The 21,107-nt window shown below is 69.4% G+C and carries 23 protein-coding genes; 12 read left to right on the top strand and 11 right to left on the bottom strand.

Going from position 1 to position 21,107, the window contains the following annotated elements:
• Window positions 1–96: 96 nt before the first annotated feature.
• The gene (locus BN1959_RS07740; RefSeq protein ID WP_053948108.1) at window positions 97–2,256 is read right to left on the bottom strand and encodes a DUF4350 domain-containing protein; all 2,160 of its coding nucleotides are present in this window, start codon (window positions 2,254–2,256) and stop codon (window positions 97–99) included.
• A gap of 90 nt (window positions 2,257–2,346) precedes the next feature.
• A complete protein-coding gene (gene mce, locus BN1959_RS07735) occupies window positions 2,347–2,739 on the bottom strand; it encodes a methylmalonyl-CoA epimerase (RefSeq protein ID WP_053948107.1) in 393 nt (130 codons plus the stop codon).
• Between the two features lie 105 nt (window positions 2,740–2,844).
• On the opposite strand from mce, the gene BN1959_RS07730 reads away from it, so the two are divergent.
• Window positions 2,845–3,159, top strand: a complete 315-nt coding sequence (locus BN1959_RS07730; RefSeq protein ID WP_053948106.1) for a YbjQ family protein — start codon at window positions 2,845–2,847, stop codon at window positions 3,157–3,159.
• A gap of 200 nt (window positions 3,160–3,359) precedes the next feature.
• On the opposite strand, the gene BN1959_RS07725 is transcribed toward BN1959_RS07730, so the two are convergent.
• Window positions 3,360–5,045: an acyl-CoA mutase large subunit family protein gene (locus tag BN1959_RS07725; RefSeq protein WP_053948105.1), complete on the bottom strand. Its 1,686-nt coding sequence runs from the start codon at window positions 5,043–5,045 to the stop codon at window positions 3,360–3,362.
• 106 nt (window positions 5,046–5,151) lie between these two features.
• On the opposite strand from BN1959_RS07725, the gene BN1959_RS07720 reads away from it, so the two are divergent.
• Together BN1959_RS07720 and BN1959_RS07715 are read left to right on the top strand one after the other, a co-directional pair.
• On the top strand, window positions 5,152–5,607 hold the full coding sequence (locus tag BN1959_RS07720; protein ID WP_053948104.1) for a hypothetical protein: 456 nt from the start codon (window positions 5,152–5,154) through the stop codon (window positions 5,605–5,607).
• An 85-nt stretch (window positions 5,608–5,692) separates the two neighbouring features.
• On the top strand, window positions 5,693–6,355 hold the full coding sequence (locus BN1959_RS07715) for an O-methyltransferase (RefSeq protein ID WP_053948103.1): 663 nt from the start codon (window positions 5,693–5,695) through the stop codon (window positions 6,353–6,355).
• Here BN1959_RS07715 and BN1959_RS07710 read toward each other — a convergent pair.
• A complete protein-coding gene (locus BN1959_RS07710) occupies window positions 6,352–7,143 on the bottom strand; it encodes a creatininase family protein (RefSeq protein ID WP_053948102.1) in 792 nt (263 codons plus the stop codon). The two genes, BN1959_RS07715 and BN1959_RS07710, sit on opposite strands and share 4 nt — an antisense overlap.
• 111 nt (window positions 7,144–7,254) lie before the next feature.
• On the opposite strand from BN1959_RS07710, the gene BN1959_RS07705 reads away from it, so the two are divergent.
• Window positions 7,255–7,644, top strand: coding sequence for a nascent polypeptide-associated complex protein (locus BN1959_RS07705; protein WP_053948101.1), 390 nt, complete (start codon window positions 7,255–7,257; stop codon window positions 7,642–7,644).
• A 4-nt stretch (window positions 7,645–7,648) separates the two neighbouring features.
• Window positions 7,649–8,380, top strand: a complete 732-nt coding sequence (locus tag BN1959_RS07700) for a tRNA (adenine-N1)-methyltransferase (protein WP_053948100.1) — start codon at window positions 7,649–7,651, stop codon at window positions 8,378–8,380.
• Window positions 8,381–8,425: 45 nt separating this feature from the next.
• Here BN1959_RS07700 and BN1959_RS07695 read toward each other — a convergent pair whose 3' ends face one another.
• Window positions 8,426–8,749, bottom strand: a complete 324-nt coding sequence (locus tag BN1959_RS07695; RefSeq protein ID WP_053948099.1) for a transcription factor S — start codon at window positions 8,747–8,749, stop codon at window positions 8,426–8,428.
• Between the two features lie 60 nt (window positions 8,750–8,809).
• Window positions 8,810–10,069: an MFS transporter gene (locus BN1959_RS07690; RefSeq protein WP_161803744.1), complete on the bottom strand. Its 1,260-nt coding sequence runs from the start codon at window positions 10,067–10,069 to the stop codon at window positions 8,810–8,812.
• Window positions 10,070–10,178: 109 nt separating this feature from the next.
• Here BN1959_RS07690 and BN1959_RS07685 point away from each other — a divergent pair, with 109 nt between their 5' ends.
• The 5 genes from BN1959_RS07685 (at window position 10,179) to BN1959_RS07665 (ending at window position 15,200) form a co-directional block, all read left to right on the top strand.
• Entirely contained in the window at window positions 10,179–10,562 is a 384-nt protein-coding gene (locus BN1959_RS07685) for a DUF7347 domain-containing protein (protein WP_053948097.1), read from the top strand.
• Window positions 10,563–10,714: 152 nt separating this feature from the next.
• Window positions 10,715–11,143 (top strand): DoxX family protein, encoded by a 429-nt coding sequence (locus tag BN1959_RS07680; protein ID WP_053948096.1) that lies wholly within the window; start codon window positions 10,715–10,717, stop codon window positions 11,141–11,143.
• A 151-nt stretch (window positions 11,144–11,294) separates the two neighbouring features.
• Complete coding sequence (locus BN1959_RS07675) at window positions 11,295–12,218, top strand: ABC transporter ATP-binding protein (RefSeq protein WP_079978634.1); 924 nt, start codon at window positions 11,295–11,297, stop codon at window positions 12,216–12,218.
• Window positions 12,215–14,062, top strand: a complete 1,848-nt coding sequence (locus BN1959_RS07670) for an ABC transporter permease (RefSeq protein WP_053948095.1) — start codon at window positions 12,215–12,217, stop codon at window positions 14,060–14,062. Before BN1959_RS07675 ends, BN1959_RS07670 begins: the two co-directional genes overlap by 4 nt.
• 70 nt (window positions 14,063–14,132) lie before the next feature.
• Window positions 14,133–15,200, top strand: a complete 1,068-nt coding sequence (locus BN1959_RS07665; protein WP_053949348.1) for an ABC transporter permease — start codon at window positions 14,133–14,135, stop codon at window positions 15,198–15,200.
• Between the two features lies 1 nt (window position 15,201).
• Here BN1959_RS07665 and BN1959_RS07660 read toward each other — a convergent pair whose 3' ends face one another.
• The gene (locus BN1959_RS07660) at window positions 15,202–15,708 is read right to left on the bottom strand and encodes a DUF21 domain-containing protein (RefSeq protein ID WP_053948094.1); all 507 of its coding nucleotides are present in this window, start codon (window positions 15,706–15,708) and stop codon (window positions 15,202–15,204) included.
• Between the two features lie 97 nt (window positions 15,709–15,805).
• Between BN1959_RS07660 and BN1959_RS07655 the strand changes: the two genes are divergently transcribed.
• Together BN1959_RS07655 and mvaD are read left to right on the top strand one after the other, a co-directional pair.
• Window positions 15,806–16,048 (top strand): hypothetical protein, encoded by a 243-nt coding sequence (locus BN1959_RS07655; protein ID WP_053948093.1) that lies wholly within the window; start codon window positions 15,806–15,808, stop codon window positions 16,046–16,048.
• Window positions 16,049–16,099: 51 nt separating this feature from the next.
• Entirely contained in the window at window positions 16,100–17,098 is a 999-nt protein-coding gene (gene mvaD / locus BN1959_RS07650; protein ID WP_053948092.1) for a phosphomevalonate decarboxylase MvaD, read from the top strand.
• Here mvaD and BN1959_RS07645 read toward each other — a convergent pair.
• The 4 genes from BN1959_RS07645 to BN1959_RS07630 all read right to left on the bottom strand — a co-directional run bounded on the left by BN1959_RS07645 (window position 17,095) and on the right by BN1959_RS07630 (window position 21,102).
• Window positions 17,095–18,366 (bottom strand): hypothetical protein, encoded by a 1,272-nt coding sequence (locus tag BN1959_RS07645; RefSeq protein ID WP_154018247.1) that lies wholly within the window; start codon window positions 18,364–18,366, stop codon window positions 17,095–17,097. The genes mvaD and BN1959_RS07645 overlap by 4 nt on opposite strands.
• Before the next feature lie 75 nt (window positions 18,367–18,441).
• On the bottom strand, window positions 18,442–19,506 hold the full coding sequence (locus BN1959_RS07640) for an ATP-NAD kinase family protein (RefSeq protein WP_053948090.1): 1,065 nt from the start codon (window positions 19,504–19,506) through the stop codon (window positions 18,442–18,444).
• A 216-nt stretch (window positions 19,507–19,722) separates the two neighbouring features.
• Entirely contained in the window at window positions 19,723–20,424 is a 702-nt protein-coding gene (locus BN1959_RS07635; protein ID WP_053948089.1) for a competence/damage-inducible protein A, read from the bottom strand.
• Window positions 20,425–20,469: 45 nt separating this feature from the next.
• The gene (locus tag BN1959_RS07630) at window positions 20,470–21,102 is read right to left on the bottom strand and encodes a class I SAM-dependent methyltransferase (protein ID WP_053948088.1); all 633 of its coding nucleotides are present in this window, start codon (window positions 21,100–21,102) and stop codon (window positions 20,470–20,472) included.
• Window positions 21,103–21,107 lie beyond the last annotated feature (5 nt).

Below are 21,107 nucleotides of genomic sequence, written 5' to 3'. Positions count from 1 at the left end.
GGTTCGCCCCTCATCCGTGGTCGAGGCCTGTTCCGTGGCCGCGTCCGTCACCGAACCGAGCGACACGCCCGGTCGGCAGCAAAAAAGGTGAATCGATCAGTCGCCGTGGCCCTTGCTCTTCCCGTTGCCTTTGCCCTTCCCGGGCCCCTTACCGCTCTTGCCCGGCACGCCGGGGCCGGCGCGCGGGCCTTTGTAGTTCGTGTCGGCGTCGTAGCCGCCGAACAGGCGGTACCAGTCGTCGAAGTTCGCCGTAGTCGGGAGAGTGGCGTCGTCAGCGAGGTTCGACTCCTCGTCGACGACGTAGCCGCTGCCGAGCCGGAGATCCGTCGCCAGCCCCTCGGCGACGGCGTCGAGGTTCTCGCGGTGCTCGGCGGGCACGTCGCCGCCCAGCAGGACGACGCCGCCGCCGTCGGCGACGAACTCCTGCAGCGCAGTAATCTCCTCGTCGGCGAACGGCTCTGCGGGTGCGGAGATCAGGATCGCGCGGCCACGTTCCAGCAGGCCGCCGGTGAGGTCGTTCACCTGCTCGAAGCCGAGGTCGACGCCTTCGAGGTAGCGCAGGTAGTCGGCGGCGTCCTCCGCGCCGATCGAGCGGTCGGCCCCGAACTGCCCGTGGCCGCCGTCGATCAGCACGTCGCCCTCGCGGTCGGCGAGCCGATCGAGCAGGCTGGTGAGGAACGCGTAGTTGCCGTACTCGCTCACGTCGGGGTACTCCTCGTCCTCGAACTGCTCGTCGACGAGCGCCGACCCCGCCATCGCGACGCGGGCGTGCTGGTCGATCCCTACGAGCGGCACGTCGCCGTCGTACGTCAGGTCGGCGTCCTGCTGGGTCGCGGTCGACGACGCCGCGACGGGCACGCGCTTCGAGTCGATCGCCCCGTCGGCCGTCCGAACGCTGGCGGCGTACGGCGCGAACAACTGCGTCACCTCGCCGTTGCGGATCGTCTCCGAGGCGTCGGGGTGGCTCTCCGCCCAGAGGCGCAGCCCCTCGTCGCGGGCGGCGAACTCCTCCTGCAGAAAGCTGTCGTGCTGGCCGAAGCCGGAGTCGTAGACCCGAGCGTACCCCTCGCGGACCGCGGCGCGGTTGTAGGGGTACTCGTAGCTCCCGTCGCCGTCTTGGTCCACGTCGACGTACGCGAGGAGCCGGCCGAAGTCGCCCCGTAGCGGCTCCTCGTCGTCGAAGCGGATCGAGACGGTCTCGTCGCCGAGTTTCTCCCACGCGAACGCGCTCGCGGCGTCGCCCCGAGCCTTGAGGTACGCCTCGTCGCTCAGCCCCTCCCACTCGGCGAGGTTCTCGTCCGTCTCGCCCGTCTCGGGCGTATCGATCCCGAGGATCCGGACCGTATCGACCCAGCCGTTGGGGAACCGCACGTCGGCGGTGTCGCCGTCGGCCACGTCGATCACGTCCACCTCGTACTGCTGGCCCTTCTCCAGCTCCGGCGGGGCGATCCCCGGTCGGTCGGCGAAGTAGTCGAACGCGTCGGCGTTGAATCGGTCGGTCGTCGGGACGAACCCGATGCCGTCGTTGTTCTCCTCGTCGATCACCTGATCGTCGTTGAACCGGAAGCCCAGATCGAGCGCCGACGCGATCTCGTTGAGGTTGTCCGTCGCATCGTAGTTGCTGAAGTCGGACTGATCGAACAGCAGCAGCGCGCCGCCATCGTCGACGAACGTCGCGAGCGCGTCGAGTTCATCGTCCGTGAACGCGACCGAGGGCGAGGTGACGATCGCCGCGTCGGCGTCGGGGAGCGCCCCCGCGAGGTCCGCCGTCGCGTCGACCTCGTACCCGTTGTCCTCGGCGTAGCTACTGAACTGGGAGAAGCTGCCGCTGTCGTAGAACTGTCCGTGGCCGTCGTCGAACGCCACCGCCGACCCGTCGGCCTCGGCGTCGAGGACGTTCAGCACGAACTCCTCGTTGCCGAAGCCGAACGCCGAGCCGTTGTCGACGATCGGCGCGCCGAAGCCGACCACGCCGCCGTCGCTGCTGACCAGCGGGATGTCGCCGTCGTCGGGGTAGACCACGGCGTCGCCGTTGCCGTCCTCGTCGACGTTGGTCGCCGTCTCGGCTGCCCAGACCGCCACCAGCGAGTCGTCGGTCAGCGGCTCGCCGTCGGCGTTCAGTTGGCTCGCCGTCGAGTCGAACACCAGCGAGTCGATCGTCCCCGTCGCCGCGAGCGCGCTCGTGCTCGTGCTCACGCCGACGCTCCCGAGCAGTGCACCGGCCGCCGCCATCTTCAGGAGTGCCCGTCGTCGCATACGGGTCGGTGTGTCGGCCGAGCCTGCATAAATCAATTGGCCATGTAGAGAATATATCCATAATTACGCAATCCAACCGCTATATAGCGATCAATGCTCCACGAACTCCACCAATACCCCCGTGGTATCCCGGGGATGGAGGAACGCGATATCGTGGCCCCACGCCCCCGGCCGGGGCTCGTCGTCGATGGTCTCGACGCCCAGGTCGCGGGCGTGAGCGAGCGCCGCGGCCGCGTCGTCGGTCGCAAACGCGACGTGGTGGAGCCCCGGGCCGTCCTCGGCGACGTAGTCGGCGATCGTGCTCGTGTCGTCGAGCGGTTCGATCACTTCGATGTAGCCGTTGCCCAGATCGAGGAAGACGAAGCGCATCCCGCGTTCCTCGTCGGTCTCCTCGTGGACGGTCTCGGCGCCCAGCAGGTCGCCGAACAGCGCGGCGGTCTCGGCGGCGTCGTCGGTCGCGACGCCCGCATGGTCGAACTCCATGGGCGTGGGTGGGAGCGCGTGGGGCAAAAGCGTGGGTCGTCGGCAACGAGGTCGTGTGGCGCGGCCGGCGACACGATTATGCCCCGGCAGAACGAACGTTCAGTCATGCAGACCTCCACCACCGAGACGATCGCGGGCGAGGAGATCGCGGAGACGCTGGGCACGGTCCGCGGGAACACCGTCAGGGCCCGCAACGTCGGTCGGGACTTCACCCAGAGCCTGCGGAACCTGATCGGCGGCGAGATGAAGGCGTACACCGAACTACTGTCGGACTCCCGCGAGCAGGCCGAGGAGCGCATGATCGAGGAGGCCGAGGCGATGGGCGCCGACGCGGTGGTCTCGATGCGCTTCGAGACCTCCGAGATCGCCGGCACGGGCGCGGAGATGCTGGCCTACGGGACGGCCGTGAAACTGGAGTAGCCCGGCTCGGAAACCGCCCGACTGGAACTGGATCGGTAAAACGCCTATCGTAGCCTCCGTTACTGTCAAATATCCGTCGCCCGTTCGTTTGTCTGTCAGCGGATCCCCGCTGACGAAGGCAGCCCCCGACACGAGGCGGGTGGTCGATGCGGATCGATCACTCGCCCGCTCCCCACCCTACTCCCCTTTTCGACCGACGCTCAGACCGAGACGCCCTGCTGGTACTCCCCAAACACGTCGCGGAACACGTTACAGACCTCGCCGACCGTCGCTTTCGCTTTCACGGCGTCGACGATGTACGGCATCACGTTCTCCTCGCCCTCGGCGGCCGCCGCGAGATCGTCCAACGCCGCCTCGACGGCGTCGTCGTCGCGCCGCTCGCGGAGCTCCTCCAACTGCTCGATCTGTCGCTGCTCGTCCTCCTCGTCGACGGACTCCAGATCCATCTCGGGCTCGGCGTCCTCGACCTCGAACTCGTTGACGCCGACGATGACGCGTTCGCCCTCCTCGATCTCCTCCTGTCGGTCGAACGCGACGTCCTGAATCTGCCGCTGGACCCACTGCTCCTCGATCGCGCCGCGCATCCCGCCGCGCTCGTCGACCTCGTCCATGATCTCGAACGCCTCCTCCTCGATGTCGTCGGTGAGGCTCTCGACGTAGTAGCTCCCCGCCAGCGGGTCGATCGTGTCGGCGGCGCCGGACTCGTGGGCGAGGATCTGCTGGGTCCGGAGCGCAGTCCGGACCGACTCCTCCGTGGGCAGCGCGAGCGCCTCGTCCTTCCCGTTGGTGTGGAGGCTCTGGGTCCCGCCGAGGACCGCGGCGAGCGCCTGATAGGAGACGCGGACGACGTTGTTCTCGATCTGTTGGGCGGTCAGCGTCGAGCCGCCGGTCTGGGTGTGGAACTTCAGCTGTTTCGACTTGGGGTTCTCCGCGTCGAAGCGCTCCTCCATGATCTGGGCCCACATCCGCCGGGCGGCGCGGAACTTCGCGGCCTCCTCGAAGATGTTGTTGTGAGCGTTGAAGAAGAAGCTGAGCTGGGGGGCGAACTCGTCGACGTCGAGGCCGGCGTCGATGGCCGCCTCGACGTACTCGATCCCGTTGCCGAGCGTGAACGCGACCTCCTGTGCCGCCGTCGAGCCGGCCTCGCGGATGTGGTAGCCCGAGATGGAGATCGTGTTGAACTTCGGCGTCTCCTCGGCACAGAACTCGAAGATGTCCGTGATCAGCCGCATCGACGACTCCGGCGGGTAGATGTACGTGTTCCGCGCGGCGTACTCTTTGAGAATGTCGTTCTGGATGGTGCCCCGGAGCTCCTCGCGGTCGACGCCCTGCTCGTCGCCGACGGCGATGTACAGCGCCAGCAGCACGCTCGCGGGCGCGTTGATCGTCATCGAGGTCGACACCTCGTCCAGCGGGATGCCGTCGAACACCGTCTTCATGTCCTCGATCGAGTCGATCGCGACCCCCGAACGCCCGACCTCGCCCTGGGCCATGGCGGCGTCGGAGTCGTGGCCCATCTGCGTCGGCAGGTCAAAGGCCATCGAGAGCCCGGTCTGGCCCTGATCGAGCAGGTAGTGGAACCGCTCGTTAGTTTCGGAGGCGGTCCCCATCCCGGCGTACTGCCGCATCGTCCAGAGCCGGCCGCGGTGCATCGTCGAGTAGACGCCGCGGGTGTACGGCTCCTCGCCCGGGAAGCCGATCTCCTCTTCGTAGTCCTTGTCGGCGATGTCGTCGGGCGTGTACAGTGGCTTGACCGCCTGCCCGCCGGTGTCAGTGGTGAAATCCTCCTTGCGCTCGCCGAAGCGCTCGACGGTCGGGCCGTAGGTCTCCTCCTTCCAGGACTCCTTCCCCTCGCGAATCTCCGCGAGGTCCTCGTCGTCGAACATGCCCCGAACTGGGGGCGGTTCGGACTTAAGGGTGGGGAGACGCCGGCGCCCCATCGAGGATCCGGAGTCACCCGCCTTTATCGGCTCCCAGAACGAGCCCATGGACATGGCAATCATCGACACCGCGTTCAGTATGCTGCACGTGCTGTTCGCCGGGATCTGGGCCGGAACGACCGTGTTCTACGCGTGGCGGATCCACCCGCTGCTCTCCGATGGCGACATCGGCGTCACCTCGGCGATGTCGATCACGACCGGGCTGCGCTGGCTGACCCGCATCGGGGCCGTCGTGTTCGTCGTCACTGGCGGCCACATGGCGGCGACGGGCTACCCCGACGGCGCGCTGTTCAGTTCGAGCATGGGCCACGCAGTCCTCGGGATGCTCGCCCTCTGGCTGATCGTCACCGGCCTGCTCGAGGCCTCGATCGGCAAGATTCAGGACTCTCTCAGTGATGGGAAGATCCAAACCGCCGGCCGCGAGAACCAGACGCTGATCCGCGTCGCGGCGACGTTCTCGGTCGTGCTGCTGCTGCTGGGCGGCTACCTCGCCCGACCGCTAGTCTGATCGGGCCGTCGCAGCGGTTCGCGCCGACGCCGCAGCCGGGTTCGCCGGGCCAAACGCTTACTTCTCGCCCGGCGAACCGGCCTCTATGGACCTCGAAACCGTCGAACGATACGTCCGTGCCACGGGTGCGAGCCACAGCGAAATCCAGTCGGAGATGGCCGACTACGCCGACGAGAACGGGTTCCCGATCATCGGGCCCGACGCGGGCGCAGTCCTGCGCATGCTCGCGCGCCTGACCGACGCCGAGCGCGTGTTCGAGTTCGGCTCGGGCTACGGCTACAGCGCCTCGTGGTTCCTCGACGGCGGCGCCGACGAGGTCGTGCTCACCGAGATCGACGAGGACGAACTCGCGATGGCCCGGACGTTCCTCGACCGCGCCGGCGACGCCGACCGCGCGCAGTTCGAACACGGCGACGCGCTGGAGACCGTCGACGCCTACGACGGCCCGTTCGACGTGGTGCTGATCGACCACGACAAGCCCCGCTACGACCAGGGGTTCGACAAAGCGAGGGAGAAGGTCCCCGAGGGCGGCGTGATCGTCGCGGACAACATGACCCGCGGCCCGATCGACCTCGACGCGCTGACGGCCTATTTCGCCGACGGCGAGCCGCTGCCCGACGACGCCAGCGACGGCACCGAGGGGATCGCGAACTACGTCGAACACGTCCGGGCCGACCCGGCGTTCGAGTCGTTCGTCCTCCCGGTGGGGTCGGGAATCTGTCTGAGTACGCGGGTCGCCGAGCGCTAAACGTCGGTCGTGCTCCCCGCGTCGACGTGCTCGCGGGGCATCAGGTCCACGAAGCGCTGGTCGGCTAGCCACTCGGCCAACTGGATCAGTTCGTCACAGGCCGCCTCGAAGATCCGTTCGCCCTTCTCGGCGCTGGCGTCGGTCGGGTCGCCGAACGCGCCGTTGCCGGAGTTCTCGATCGTGTCGTAGTGGACGCGGGCGCCGTGGCGGTTGTGGCCGGCGCTCCCGAGATCCTGTAGCCCGCCGTCGCGGGCGTTCTCGAACTCCCCCTCCTTCACCGTCTCGGGGGCGAGATGCAGCAGCATCGAGGTCTCCTTCGGGCCGGCGTGGGGGCCGTTGGTCTCGAACACTTCGTTCACGAGCCCGGGGATCGACTCGTCCCACATCCACGGCGTCGCGAACGCGGTCTCGTCGGCGCGCACGCGGCGGCCGACCTCCTGGAGGTGCTGTTCGTTCCCGCCGTGGGCGTTCACGAACACCACGCGGTCGATCCCGTGGTACGCGAGGTTCCTGGTGAAGTCCTCGACGTAATCGCGAAACGACGACGGCGACACCCACATCGTCCCGTGGAACTGCCGGTGGTGGTCGCTGACACCGATATTGACGGTCGGCGTACAGAGGAAGCCGGTTCGGTCGGCGGCCGCGCGGGCCAGCCCCTCCGCGATGACGTGATCGGTCGAGAGCGGGAGGTGCGGGCCGTGCTGTTCGGTCGAACCCAGCGGCACGAACGCGACGGGGCCGGTGTCGGCCGTCGCGAGGTCGGGCCACGTCTGCTCGGCGAGGTACATATCGGGTCGAGTATCGGCGGGGACCTAAAGCCTGCTTCGCCGGACCACGACGCTATCGGGGATAGCGGGGGCTTCGCCACGCTTTTGACGCCGCCCCACCGACTCACGACCATGTTTGGAGGCGGCGGACTCAACCCGCGCAAGATGCAACAGATGATGAAGCAGATGGGGATCGATGTCGAGGAGCTCGACGCCGAGGAAGTGATCATCCGGACTGGTGACGAGGAGCTCTACTTCGACGGGGCGCAGGTCACCAAGATGGACGCCCAGGGCCAGGAGACCTACCAGATCGTCGGTGAGCCCAACGTCCGCGAGACGGGCGCCGGCGACGCCGAGGCGATCGAGAGCGGCGAGGAGGAGTCCGACGACGACGACGGCGGGATTCCCGACGCCGACGTGGAGATCGTCGCCCAGCGAGCGGGCGTCACGGAGTCAACCGCGCGGGAGGTTCTCGAGGAGAACGACGGTGACCTCGCGGCGGCCGTCGACCAGCTGGAGTAGTCCTGTGGGTGCGTTTCTGCTCGTTCACGAGGACCGCGAGTACGTACGCCGTCCCGGCGATGAGCTCCAGACCGACCTCGGCGTGCTCGACGTCCCCGAGGACGTGAGTCACGGCGACGAACTGGAGACACACTTGGGCGAGTCGTTCTCCGTCCAGAAGCTCCGTGGCCCGGACCTGTTCGAGCACTTCGAGCGTACCGGCGCGCCGATGATGCCCCGCGACGCCGGGCTCGTGATGGGCCACACCGGCGCCGGCGGCGGCGACCGCGTGCTCGACGCGGGCACCGGGACGGGCGTGCTCGCGGCGTATCTCGCCCGCGCCGGCGCCGAGGTGACGACGTACGAGACCGACCCGGAGTTCGCGGAGATCGCCCGCGAGAACATGGAACTCGGCGGCGTCGCCGACCGCGTCGAGGTTCGGGCCGGCGACGTGACCGAACAGCTCGACGAACTCGTCTCGGAGGGCCCCTTCGACGTGCTCACGCTCGACACCGGTGACTCGGCGGCCGTGGTCGAGCGCGCGCCCGAACTCCTGACGACCGGCGGGTTCGTCGCGGTGTACTCGCCGTTCGTGGAGTCGATCCGCGAGACCGTCGAGGCTGCCTCGGACAGCCTCACCGACATTCGGACGTTCGAGACGATCCAGCGCCGGATGGACGTGGGCGACCGCGGCACGCGGCCGTCGACGGCCGGCGTCGGGCACACGGGCTATCTCACTTTTGCTCGGACGGAGTAGTCACTGACAGCGTCGGTTTTCGGGGAAAAACGTTCTGCCGCGTTTTCAGTGGTCGTCCTCGCGCCACTTGTGGCCGCACTCCGTACAGGTGAAGAAGCGCGTCTCGGACTCGTCGGCCGCCCGGATCTGCTTCATCTCGTAGCTCGCGCGGTCGTGGCCACACTCGGGGCAGCGGATCTCCGTCGTCGGCCCCAGCGCCTCCTCGTCCACGTCGGACATGTCGACGATGTCGCTCTCCTCCTGATCCTGCTGGGTGGTCATCCCGGACTCCTCGGCCTCGTTCCGGGCCTCGGTGGCGCCACAGCTGCCACACACCCACTCGTCGCCCTCGGCTTTCATCATCGATCCACAGTCGTCGCAGAACTTCATTGGCGGCAGCGTAGCAGGCCCCCCTGTTTAAGCGTCGGGGTTCGCCGTCGTTCCGATCGATCAGCCGAACGCCCCCGGCCGAACTGCCGTCGGCGCGCCGAACCGCCGGAGCGAGGGGAGCGCTCCCCAGAGCAGTCCGGTCGCGGCGATACCGACACCGCCGCCGAGCAGCACCGCTGTCGCGCCGACCGCGTCTCCGGCGACGCCGCCGAGTAAGAGCCCGAACGGCCCGACGACGTTGCTCAGGCTGCTGACCGTCGCGGTCACCCGGCCGAGCCGGTCCTCGGGCACGCCGGTCTGCATCGTCGCCTGTACGCCGACGTTGTAGACGCCGATCGGGACGCGCGACGCCGCGAACAGCGCCGCGGTCACGGCGACGCCCCCCAGTTCGACGCCGGCGATCCAGAGCCCGCCGGCGAGAGTGAGGCCGACCGCGTTCGTCACCCCCAGCGGCCGGTCCTCGACGCCCGGCGCGAGCAGGGAGCCGACGATGGCGCCGGCCGTCGTCGCGCCGAGCAGGAGCCCGTACCCCGCCGCCCCCGAGATCGCCGCGGCGTACGCCGGGAGCACCGCGAAGGCCGCGCTCGTGAGGAAGTTCGCGAGCAGGCTCGCGAGCAGCATCAGCCCCAGCACCGAGCCCGTGAGGACGGCGATCCCCTCGCGGAGTTCGCGGCGGTAGGTTGCGAGGTCGAGCGGATCCGACTCGTCGTCCGCCCCCTCGGCTGCCGGGATCGACACGCCGAGGAACACCACGGCGGCGACCGCGTAGGTGGCGGCGTCGACGGCGTACAGCGCGACCGCGCCGACCGCGGCGACGAGCGCGCCGCCAAGCGCCTGCGCGCCGGCGTCGACCGCGCTCGTGACGACGGAGAACGCGCTGTTGGCCCGGACCAGCGACTCTCGGTCGACGATTCGGGGGAGTGCGGCGGTCTGGGCGGGCGCGGCGAACAGTTCGGTCAGCGCCATGAACGGGAGCACACCGAGGACGATCCAGACCGAGAGTTCGCCGGAGAGCGCCGCCAGCGGGACGAGTAGCGCCAGCGCCGCACCGAGCAGTTCGGAGCCGACGAGCACACGACCCAGCCGCGAGCGGTCGACCAGCGGCCCGGCGAACACCTTCAGCGCGTTCGGCGCCCGGAGCAGGAAGCCGGCGAGCCCGGTGTACGTCGTCGACCCGGTCAGTTCGAACACGAGCCACATCACAGCGACGGTGAACAGCCCGTCACCGAGGAAGCTCGTCGCTCTGCCCGCCAACAGCCGGCGGAACGAACGGTTCGCCGGGAGGGCGAACTGGCTGCGAAGCGCATCCAGTCGGGACACGGTCGGGGTGTCGGCCACCGGGATTGTGAACGCTCGGAGAACCGCAGTTCAGTACGCTGGCTGACACGTCGGCCGTAGTTTGAAGCCCGATCGGGCGGTAGGGAAGCGCGTGCAGGAAGTGGATCCGACCGACGCGCTGGCGGTGCTGGGCGACGAGACGCGGATCGCGATCCTCCGGACGCTCGCGGAGGCCGAGGAGCCACTGGCGTTCTCTGAACTCCGTCGGCGCGCGGACGTTCGCGACCCCGGGCGGTTCAACTACCACCTCTCGACGCTCCGTGAGTACTTCGTCCGCGAGGTCGACGGCGGCTACGCGCTCCGGGACGCGGGTAGCCGGATCGTCGCCGCTGCGGGGGTAGCCGGAGCGAGCGCTGCGGAGTCGGATCTCGTCGATGGCGACTCGGCGGATTCCGAGCCGTCTGAGTGTCCCGTCTGTGGGGAGACCGACTGTGAGCGCCTGTTCCACGTCCACCTCTCGGTCCCGTGGCGGTAACGACCGGCGCCCGTACCGGCCGATAACACCGCTGTAACCGGGTGACGACGGGGTTCGCGAGCCCTCAAGTGGTTCGCACTCGTAGCAGGTGACGTGGCGCAACCACACTCACACAGCGAATCGCCGACGACCGCACCGACGGAGAAGGGCCGATGAGCCTGCTGCAGGCCGCCGCGTTCGACGGCGCCGCGGGGACGATTTTCCTCGTCGCCCGCCTCGTCTTCGGCCTCGTGCTCGCGTTCATGGGGCTGAACCACTTCATGAACCTCGAGACGATGACGGGGTACGCCGGCGCGAAGAACATCCCCGCGCCGGCGTTCGGCGTGATCGCCTCCGGGCTGATGCTGATCCTCGGCGGGCTCGGCATCGCCGCCGGCGCCTACCCCGTACTCGCGGCGGGCGCACTCGCGACGTTCTTCGTCGTCGCGACGCCGACGATCCACGACTTCTGGAACGCCGAGGACACGCAGGGCGAGATGACCCACTTCCTGAAGAACGCCGCGCTGCTGGGGGGCTCGCTCGGCTTCCTCGCGCTCGGCGGCGCCGACTGGCCGCTCGCGCTCAACGTCGGCCTGTTCTGATCCGACTGCGGATCGACCCGTACCGACCCGCTCACGCGTGATACCCGAGCGAGCCGATGCCGTTTCTCGCTTCGTTTCTTCGAGAGACCGCAGTCTCGCGAACGATAGCCGGGCCCCGATCTTTTTCCGGGACGACGGAGCAGTTCGGTCCATGATCCGTGCCGACGGGCTCGAGAAGCGGTACGGCGAGTTCGTCGCCGTCGCCGGCAGCGAGTTCGCGGCCGAGTCCGGCGAGATCTTCGGTATCGTCGGCCCCAACGGCGCCGGGAAGACGACGACGCTGAAGATGCTCGCCGGGCTGGTCGACCCGACCGCCGGCGAGGCCACCGTCGCGGGGTACGACGTGGACGACCCCGAGATGCGCCGGGCGCTGGGCTTTCTCCCCGAAGAGTCGCCGCTGTACGAGAACATGACCGCCCGGTCGTATCTCTCCTTCTTCGCGGACCTCTACGACGTGCCCGGCGACACTGCGGAACAGCGCATCGAGTCGACGCTCGACCGCCTCGACCTCGAACACCGCGACCGGCGGCTCGGCGACGTGTCGAAGGGGATGAAGCGGAAAGTCGCGATCGCGCGCTCGCTGGTGAACGACCCCGACGTGCTGGTGTACGACGAGCCCGCCTCCGGACTCGATCCGCTGACGACCCACGAGGTGCTCCAGTTCGTCCGGGAGTTGGCCGACGACGGGAAGACCGTGGTGTTCAGCGCGCACAACCTCTACCACGTCGCCGACCTCTGTGACCGCGTGATCGTGATGAACGAGGGGGCGATTATCGCCCGCGGCGGCGTCGCGGAGATCCGGGAGGCCCACGGGCAGACAACCTATCGCGTCTCCGCCACGGTCGAACTGCCCGAGAGCGAGCTCGCGGGCGACCGCCACCTCGTCGAGGTCGAGAGCCTCGACGCTGCCGACGCGGTCCGCGAGCGAGTGGAGGAAGCCGGCGGCGAAGTGATCGACGTGCGCACCGACGAGCCGAGCCTCGAAGACGTGTTCCTCGAACTCACCGGGAAGCGAAGCGAACACCGCCGGAGCGGGCGGACCGCCGAGTCACGGGGACGTGAGGGGTCACGGTGACCGGCGACGACGACCGACGCGTCCGCGACCCGCGCCGACGCCTCCGCAAGATCGCCCGGATCGCGCGCTGGGAGGTCGCCCACTCCGTGGGTACCGTCGACCGACGGACGGCGCTGCTTGGCCTGCTGGCCGTCGCCGTTGCGCTCGGCGCCGGCGGCGCGACAGCCGCCACCGGCGGGGTCGCGCTCGACGCCGACCTCTACCGCGTGGCGGTCGACGAGGAGAGCCCGTACCACGAGCCGGTCGCCGCGGCGCTGTCGTTGCAGCCAGTCCCGCCGGGTGACGAATGGGACGCCCGGATCGTCGACGCCGATCACGCTGATCGCACGGCCAAGTTCGAGGCACGTGACTCCGGGAAAGGGGAGGCAGCGCTCGCGGCGCTCCGGAGCGCGGTGCGGAGTCAGAACGACCGGCTGATGCGCGCGGGGGCGAACGAGTCGGCGGCGTTCCCCGTCGCCGTGACGCTTGAGTACGCCAACCGAGCGACGGCACCGACGGGCGGGATCTCCGGCGGCGACCCCGACGAGCCGACCGAGACCGCCACGTCGAGCGGCGACGGGACGGATGAGCCGGGAACCGCGACGGCGACACCTGCCGACGACGCCGGAGGTGACGGCGGCGGGTTCGCGATCCCGAACGTCGGCGACGCGCTGTTTCCCGACCCCGCGAGCGGGTCGCCCGCCGACATCCGGCCGCCGTTCCCCTTCGCGTCCCTGATTCTCGCCTTCGCCTTCCTCGTACCGCTGAACTTCGTCGCACAGGCGTACGGCAGCACGATTCTCGACGAGCGGATCGGCCGCCGGGGGGAACTCCTGCTGGTCGCGCCCGTCGAGCCCGGCGACGTGGTGGCCGGGAAGACGCTGCCGTACCTGCTCGCGTCGATCGCGCTGTCGATCGTTGTCGCGCTCGCCGTCGGCGGCGGCGAGATCGGCGCAACCTCGGTGCTCGCGGTGATCCCGTTGGCGGTGCTGTATCTCGCGGGTACGTTCGTCGGCGGGATGTTCGCCCGGTCGTTCAAGGAGCTCACGTTCGTCACCGTGACGCTGTCTGTGTTCCTGACCGCCTACGCGTTCGTGCCCGCCATCTTCGCGAACGTCACGCCGGTCGCGTTCATCTCGCCGCTGACGGTGGTGGTCCGGGACCTGCAGGGAATCGCGGTCACCCCCGCGCAGTTCGCGTTCTCGACGGGGCCGCCGCTTCTGGCCGGCGCGACGCTGTTCCTGCTCGGGCTTGGTGTCTACCGCGAGGAGGACATGTTCACCCAGCGGTCGGTGCCGCTGAAGCTGCTCGACGCGCTCGACGCCCGACTGGCCGGCGCGCGCTCGGCGGCGACACTCTCTGTTCTCGTGATCCCGTTCGTGTTCGTCGCGGAGCTACTGGTCGTCGCGCTGCTGTTCGCGCTCCCGGTCTCGGTCAGCGTCCCGCTGCTGCTGGTCGCCATCGCCGGGATCGAGGAGGTCGCGAAGTCGGCCCACCTCTACGCCGGCTTCCGGACTGGGACGTTCGCCGGGACCACGCGCGTCACGCTGCTCGTCGGCGGACTCTCGGGGCTGGGCTTCTTCGTCGGCGAGAAGCTCACCGCCGTCGTGCAGGTGGTCGGGCTACCGGAACTCACGCTCGGCCGCGCGGCGTTCTCCGCGGCCGGCACCGGGCTCGGTGCGCTGGGGAGCGGGCCGCTGGCGCTGCTCGCGCTGTTTCTGGCGCCGCTACTGCTGCACGCCGTCACCGCGACGGTGTCGGCTGCCGGCGCCGCACGTGGACGACGGGCGTACCTGCTCGCGCTCGGGGCGGCGACGCTGCTCCACGCCGGCTACAACCTCACGGTGGTGAGCGCCGTTGTCTGAGCCCCGTCCCGAACCCGGCAGCGACGCGGCGAACGGGAACGACGGCGCCGAGCAGCGCGACCGTGGCCGACTGCGATCGCTCTGGCGTGACCCGCGGGCCGTGCTCGCCCGGAAGGAACTGCGCTCGTTGGCCGACGAGAAGACGATCGTGCTCGCGCTGCTGATCCAACTGTTCGTCGCCGCGTTCTCCTCGTTCCTCGTAGTCGGGCTCGTGTCGATGTACCAGCCCGGCGGCGTCGGCGGCGTGAGCGTCGACGCCGGGGTGTCCGGCGACGCCGCTGACGAGCTGTTGGCGACGCTCGACGACCAGCCGGGCGTCGACGCCCGCGAGTACGCCTCGCCCGACGCGGCCGCGGAGGCGTTCGGTCAGGGCCGCGTCGACGCGACGTTCCTCGCGAGCCACACTGACGAGAACCGGGTCGAGGTGGTGGTGACGGTGCCCGACGAGAACGTCCGCACGACGGTGACCGTCGTGCAGGTCCGGGACGCGCTGCGGGCGTTCGAGCGCGACCAGCGGGCGAGCCGCGTCGAGTACCTCGGCACTGCGCCGCTCTCGCTGCCGCCTGAGGCGGCGAGTAGCCCGTACTACGGGTTCAGCTACACCGTACTGGTGCCGCTCCTGCTGCTGCTCCCCGCCTTCATCGGCGGCTCGATCACCGTCGACTCGCTGACCGAGGAGATCGACCGCGGGACGATGGAACTCCTACGCGTGTCACCGCTGTCACCCGCCGGCATCGTCGACGGCAAGCTGCTGGCGTCGGTACTCCTCGCGCCCACGCAGGCGGCGCTGTGGATGGCGCTGCTCGCGCTCAACGGCACGCCCGTCGCGAACCTCCCGGCGCTCCTGCTGCTGACGACGGCGTTCGCGCTCGCGGTGTCGGCGCTGGGCGCCGCGGTCGCGCTGCTCTCGCCGGAGCGTCGGGCCGCGCAGTTCCTCTACTCGACAGGGGTGTTGGGGCTGTTCGGCGCCGCCTCGCTGTTACCGGGAAGCCCGCCGAACACGATCGCACGGCTGGCAGTGAACTCGGCGTCGCTCACGACGTACGGCGTCGTCGCTGGCTACATCGTGCTCGGGGCCGGTGCGTACCTCGGCGTGCGGCTGCTTGTCACCCGGCGCGGGGACGCCGCGCTCGGGTAGCCTACTCCACGTACGGCCGTTCGATGTCGCTCTCACCCTCGATGGCGCGGTTGATCCCGCGTGTCACCCAGTCGAACAGCGAGATGAGCGGCGAGAGGAGTCGCTCGACGAGCGCGACGATCGGGGCGACCGTCAGCGACCACTCGGCGGCGTTGCCGAGCCCGTACGCCTTGGGGACGATCTCGCCGAACACGAGCACGAGCGAACTCGTGACTACTGTCGCGGCGACGACTGCGGGACCCGGCGGGAGACTCCGCGCCACGAGCACGGTGACGATGCTCGAAATCGCAACGTTGACCACGTTGTTCCCGACCAATAGCGTCACCAGTAGCCGGTGAGGGTCCTCCCGGAGCGCGGTGAGCGTCCGCTCGTTCGGGTCGTCACCGGGGACCGCGTCGTGGTCGGTCGGCAACGAGAAGATCGCGGTCTCGGGACTGGAGAAGAAAGCACTGCAGGCGAGCAGTACGACGGTCGCGCCGACGCCGCCGACGACGAGTGGGTCGACCATGGGCGGACGCTCAACCGGGGAGGTATTCACAGTTGTGCGTAGCGCCAATCGTGCTGCCTGCCGTACACTTTTGAGGAGGCAGTACGATGGACGGCCCATGCCGGCTAAATCGGGCGCCGCCCACTCGTTGGGGTACCTCGTGTGTATCGTCGTCAGCGGGTTCCTGAACAAGACCATCCTGACCTACCTCCCGCCGTTCGAACGGCTCTCGCGGATCGCGGGGAACCTCCTGCAGGCGTACCTCGAAGTACCCGTCGAGGCGGAGCTCGCGGGCGTGATGCTCGTCATCGGCGTGCTGCTGGCCGTCTGGGGCGCGGGCTACCACGTCTACCGGAGCTGACGCCCCCGCACCGACACGTCTAACCCGGCTCGCCGAGCAAAGCCGACAGAGATGCCGCTCAAGGCCACCGCGCGAGCCCACCCGATCCAGGGGCTCGTGAAGTACCACGGGATGCGCGATACGGAGCTTCGCCTCCCGTACCACGACTCGATCAGCGTCTGTACCGCGCCGTCGAACACCACCACGACCGTCGAGTTCCTGCCCGACGCGGGCGACGACACGTACATCATCGACGGCGAGGGCGTCGACGGCCGCGGCGCCGAACGCATCCGCCACGTGCTCGATCACGTGCGCGAACTCGCGGGGATCGACCACGCGGTCCGGATGGAGAGTGAGAACTCCTTCCCCTCGAACGTGGGCTTCGGCTCCTCCTCCTCCGGCTTCGCGGCGCTGGCGATGGCCGCCACCGAGGCCGCCGGGCTCGACCTCACCCGCCCGGAGATCTCGACGGTCGCGCGCCGGGGCTCCTCCTCGGCGGCCCGTGCGGTCACGGGCGCCTACTCCGACCTCTCTGCGGGGCTGAACGACGAGGACTGCCGTTCCCACCGGCTCGACACGGGGGAAGGCGAGGACGGGTTCGACCCCGAGGCGGATCTCCGGATCGTCACCGCGCTCGTCCCCGCCTACAAGGAGACCGAGGAGGCCCACCGGGAGGCCGAAGCGAGCCACATGTTCGACGCCCGGCTCGCCCACGTGCAGGATCAGCTCGTGGAGATGCGCGACGCGCTGCGTGAGGGCGACTTCCACCGCATCTTCGGCACCGCCGAGCACGACTCGCTGTCGCTGACGGCGACGACGATGACCGGCCCCGCGGGCTGGGTGTACTGGAAGCCCGAGACGATCGCCGTGTTCAACGCCGTCCGCGAGCTCCGGGAGACGGGCGTTCCCGTCTACTTCTCGACGGACACCGGCGCGTCGGTGTACGTGAACACGACCGCGGAGTACGCCGACGTGGTCGAGGAGAAAGTCGCGGAGACCGGTGTCGAGACGCAGGTCTGGGAGGTCGGCGGGCCCGCCGAGGTGCTCGCCGAGAGCGAGAGCCTGTTCTAGGACTCGCCTGCGACCGTCACGTTTCCGCCTTCACCGGTGACCGAGACCGAATCGACGAACGTCTCGTTCCCCGTGACGACCGCGATCGTTCGATCGTCGACGGTCGTGAGTCGGTAGCGGTCGTCGTCGACGCGCCAGCCGTCGGCTGTTCGGTTCCCCGGAGCGTCGAGGTACTCAGCGAACGCGTTCTCGAACTCAGCAGCGTCGTCCGCTGTATCCCAGCGCAGCACCCAGACGTACCCCTCGGTGTCGCGGCTCACGCGGACGACTCGGTCGTTCCCCCAGCCGGCCGCGGCCTCGATGGCTCGGTCCTCCGGGAGTTCGGTGCCAAGCACCGTCCGGACGAACAGTTCGCCCCGTCGCGGGTACGACGCGGGCGTGGACCAGTCGGCCGGTGTCTCGTCGACGACGGTGAGGTTCGCGGGCGGGTCGCTCGTTCCGGGGTGGAGCAGCTGTTCGGTCGTGTTCGGGAGCGTGACGTTCGACGACAGCAGCTCGCTCGGGGAGTCCAGTTGCGACGAGAAGTACTGCCCGCCGAAACAGTACGCTTGGCCCGCGTACCGCTCGTAAGCCGTCCCGTTCCGGTACTCCGCACAGCGTCGCTCGATCGCCGAGAAACCCAAGAACTGCCGGGTGTACGCGTCCTCGACGTAGACGGCGCTCCCCTCGACCAGCGCTCGCCGGATGCCGAACGACTCGCGTTCGGTAGCCTGCCCGACGAGGCTCGACCGGTTCGATCTGTAGCGTTGGGACTGGACGGCGTGGACGTACTCGTGGGCGAGGATGCGAGTCACCTGTGCGGTCGAGCCGTTTCGCGGCGAGATCCTGACCCTGCCGGTCTGGCGCGAGTAGCTCGCCCGGATCCGACCCTCGTCGAAGCGTTCGAGCCCCTCGTCGAGCCCCAACTGCGTGGCGAACGACCCGGCCTGTGCCGGCAACGACGTGTCCCGGACAGAGACGATCGGCGTCTCGTACTCGCCGTCCAGCGAGGCCACGACGTGCTCCCAGACCAGCGTCGCGTTCACCGAGAGGTCGCCGTACACCGTCACGCCGCCCGCCGGCGTTGGCGTGGCGGTCGGCGTCGGCGCGTCGGTGGACGTGGCCGTCGCGGTGGGCGGTTCAGTCGGCGTCGCGGTCGGCGACGAGGGGTCAGTGGGCGACGCCGTTCCCGGCCCGGTGTTCGGCGTGGGGTTCGCGGTCGGGGCGCTACAGCCGGCGATCACGAGCAGTACGGCCGTCAGGAGGGTCGCGGCGGCGTGGCGGTTCACGGCCACCACCGCCGTGGCGGGCGATCGGCCATCGGCTCCCCGTTGACCAGTCAGCGACTAATCAGTATCGCCGGCTCAGACGAGCTTCATCATTCGCGTCTCGAACTTCCCGACCCGCACTTTCCACCAGCCCCGAAGCTCCTCGTCCAGCTCCGGATCGTCCGTGTCGGCCCGCAGCACGTTCACGCCGTCGAGCTTGGCCCGTGAGGCGACGATCGTCACGTCACACTGCCGGATCACGGCCGGGGAGAGCTGTGGGTTCCCGCGGCCGAACACGAACCCCTGCCCGCCGATCGGCGAGACGACGATCACGTTCTCCTCGCCCAGCGCGTCGAGGATCTCCTGCTCGGTCGCGTCTTCCACCACCACTCCGCCGTCGCGCCACACGTCGACGCCGATCGGCGACCCCTCGAAGCCGAGCTCCTCTTTGATCGTCCCGACCGTCGATCCCGGCCCCAGAACGTACGTCTTCCCGGGCTCCGCGCGGATGTCGTCAGCGACGCCCTCCGCGAGCGCGTCGACGGTGCCGCCGCCCAACTGTTTCGAGGACTGCATCGCCTCCGCGACGGGTACTCGTGCGACCGCCCGGAGTTCGGGGTTCACCTCGCCCTCGCGGTACTCGTCCTCGTCGATGTCCATCACCTCGCGGCGTTCCGTGCGCTCGTAGCTCGCGACGATGTAGGCGGCGTCCTCCGGCGAGACTGCGAACACCGAGGAGTACACCTTCACGCCGGCGGGGATACCGAGCATCGGCGTGTCCGTCCCTTCCAGTGCCTCGGCCACGTCCGCGGCTGTGCCGTCGCCGCCGACGAACAGCACCGTATCGACGCCGGCGTCGACGAACGCCGCGACAGCCGTGCTCGTGTCATCGGAGCCGGTTTCCTCGCCGTCCGGTCGGCCGAGCACAGCGGGCTCGAACCCCGCCGCACGGACAGCTTCCTCGCCCATCGGTTCGCCCCACGTCGAGATCTCGGCGTCGGGGAGGCGCTCCCGGAGCTCCGTCAGCGCGCGCTCGGCGCGGTCGGGAGCGCGCGGCTCCGCGCCGCGAGCGCGGGCCTCGGCGACCTTCCCGTCAGTCCCCTTCAGGCCGACGCGGCCGCCCATGCCCGCGATTGGGTTGAGGACGAAACCTACGTGCATACTCCGGCTTCGGCGGGCAGGGGGAAAACGGGTCCGGAGGCGGCGAGGGCGACGCCACGGACCACCAGAGCTAAGCGCCGGCCAGTCGAACGCGGGGGTATGCTTCAGGCTACGGCAGTCGAGGGCGTCTCGCTCGACCCGGCGCTGACCGGCGCCGTCGGACTCGTGCTCGCGATCGCGCTGACCGCGGCGTGGACGCTGGCGTTCTACCGGTAGCTACGACCCGTTGGCGTCGGCGGGCTCGACGTGATCGGCCAGCCACCCGGCCGCCAGTCGGGCGGTCTCGGGCTCGGTCGCGGTGACCTTCAGCGTCACCGTCTCCCCGGGGTAGGAGCCGATGCTCACGTCGAAGCGGTCCTGCACCTCAGAGAGTCGGTCGAGCAGCGCGCTCTCGGGCTCGGGCGTCTCGACGGTCTCGCTGTACGTCTGCTCGCCGTCGAACTCCTCGACGACGCCCGCGAACATCGCCTGCATCTCCGCAGGGACGCCCGGAAGCACGTAACAGGACTCGACGACGGCGCCCGGCGCCACGCCCTCGGTGTTGTGTAACGGTCGCGCGCCGGCCGGGAGTTCGGCGGTCCCGGTCACGAGATCCTCAGCCGTGTAGCCGCCCTCCTCGCGGAGCCACGCGACGGCCTCCTCGTGCAGTTCGACCTCGCGGCCGAACGCGGCGGCGACGGCCTCCATCGTCACGTCGTCGTGGGTCGGGCCGAGCCCGCCGGTGACGAGTACGGCGTCGTACTCGGCGTAGTGCTCGTTGACAACCCGAGCGATGTCCGAGACGCGGTCCGGAACGGTCGTCACCCGTTCCACGTCCACGCCGCGGTCGTCGAGGCGGGCACAGAGCCACGTCGCGTTCGTGTTCTCGGTGTCGCCGGTCAGCAGTTCGTCGCCGACGGTCACGATGGCGGCGTCCATTTGTCGGCGCTACGCGCGAGCGGGGGAAAAGCGCGACGGCGGCGGCTACGGGCCGACGACCGCGTAGCAGTTCCCGCTGGAGAGCTCCCACTCGATCAGCTCAAGCTCGCTCGCTTCCAACTCCGCCTCGAACTCCGCGGGGTCGTACACGTGGTAGAACCGCCCGACGGTCTCGCCGCCGGGCAGCGTCCAGTCGATCTCCGTGTCCAGCCCCGAGCCGTCCGTTTCCTCCTCACTGAAACGGTCGTGTTCGGTGCACCACGCGCTCACGAGCGTGCGGCCGCCGGCCGTGAGCACGCGAGCCAGTTCGTCGAGGCTGGCGAGGCGGCGGTCCCGCGGCCGGAGGTGATGCAGTGTCGCGACGTAGACGCCGAGATCGACGGTGTCCGTCCGGAGCGGGATCGCCGCGGCGTCGCCGGCGACGAGGTCGGCGTCGAACCCCCGCTCCGCCGTGCGCTCGGTGGCTTCCGCAAGCAGCCCCGTGCTGGCGTCGACGCCGACGACGCGTGCCGCGTGGTCGGCGAGCACCTCGGCGTGGCGGCCGTTGCCGCAGCCGAGGTCGAGTCCGAGCTCACCCGTACGGCCGTCGAGAAACGACTCGATCTCCGGCCACGCGTGCTCGCGGGTCTTCGAGAAGTGGGCGGCGATGCGATCGTACGTGTGGCCGGCGTGGGGCATATCTG

Source organism: Halolamina sediminis, assembly GCF_001282785.1.
GTDB lineage: Archaea > Halobacteriota > Halobacteria > Halobacteriales > Haloferacaceae > Halolamina > Halolamina sediminis.
Note: the sequence above shows the minus strand (reverse complement) of the source record. Positions and strands in the feature narration are given on the sequence as shown.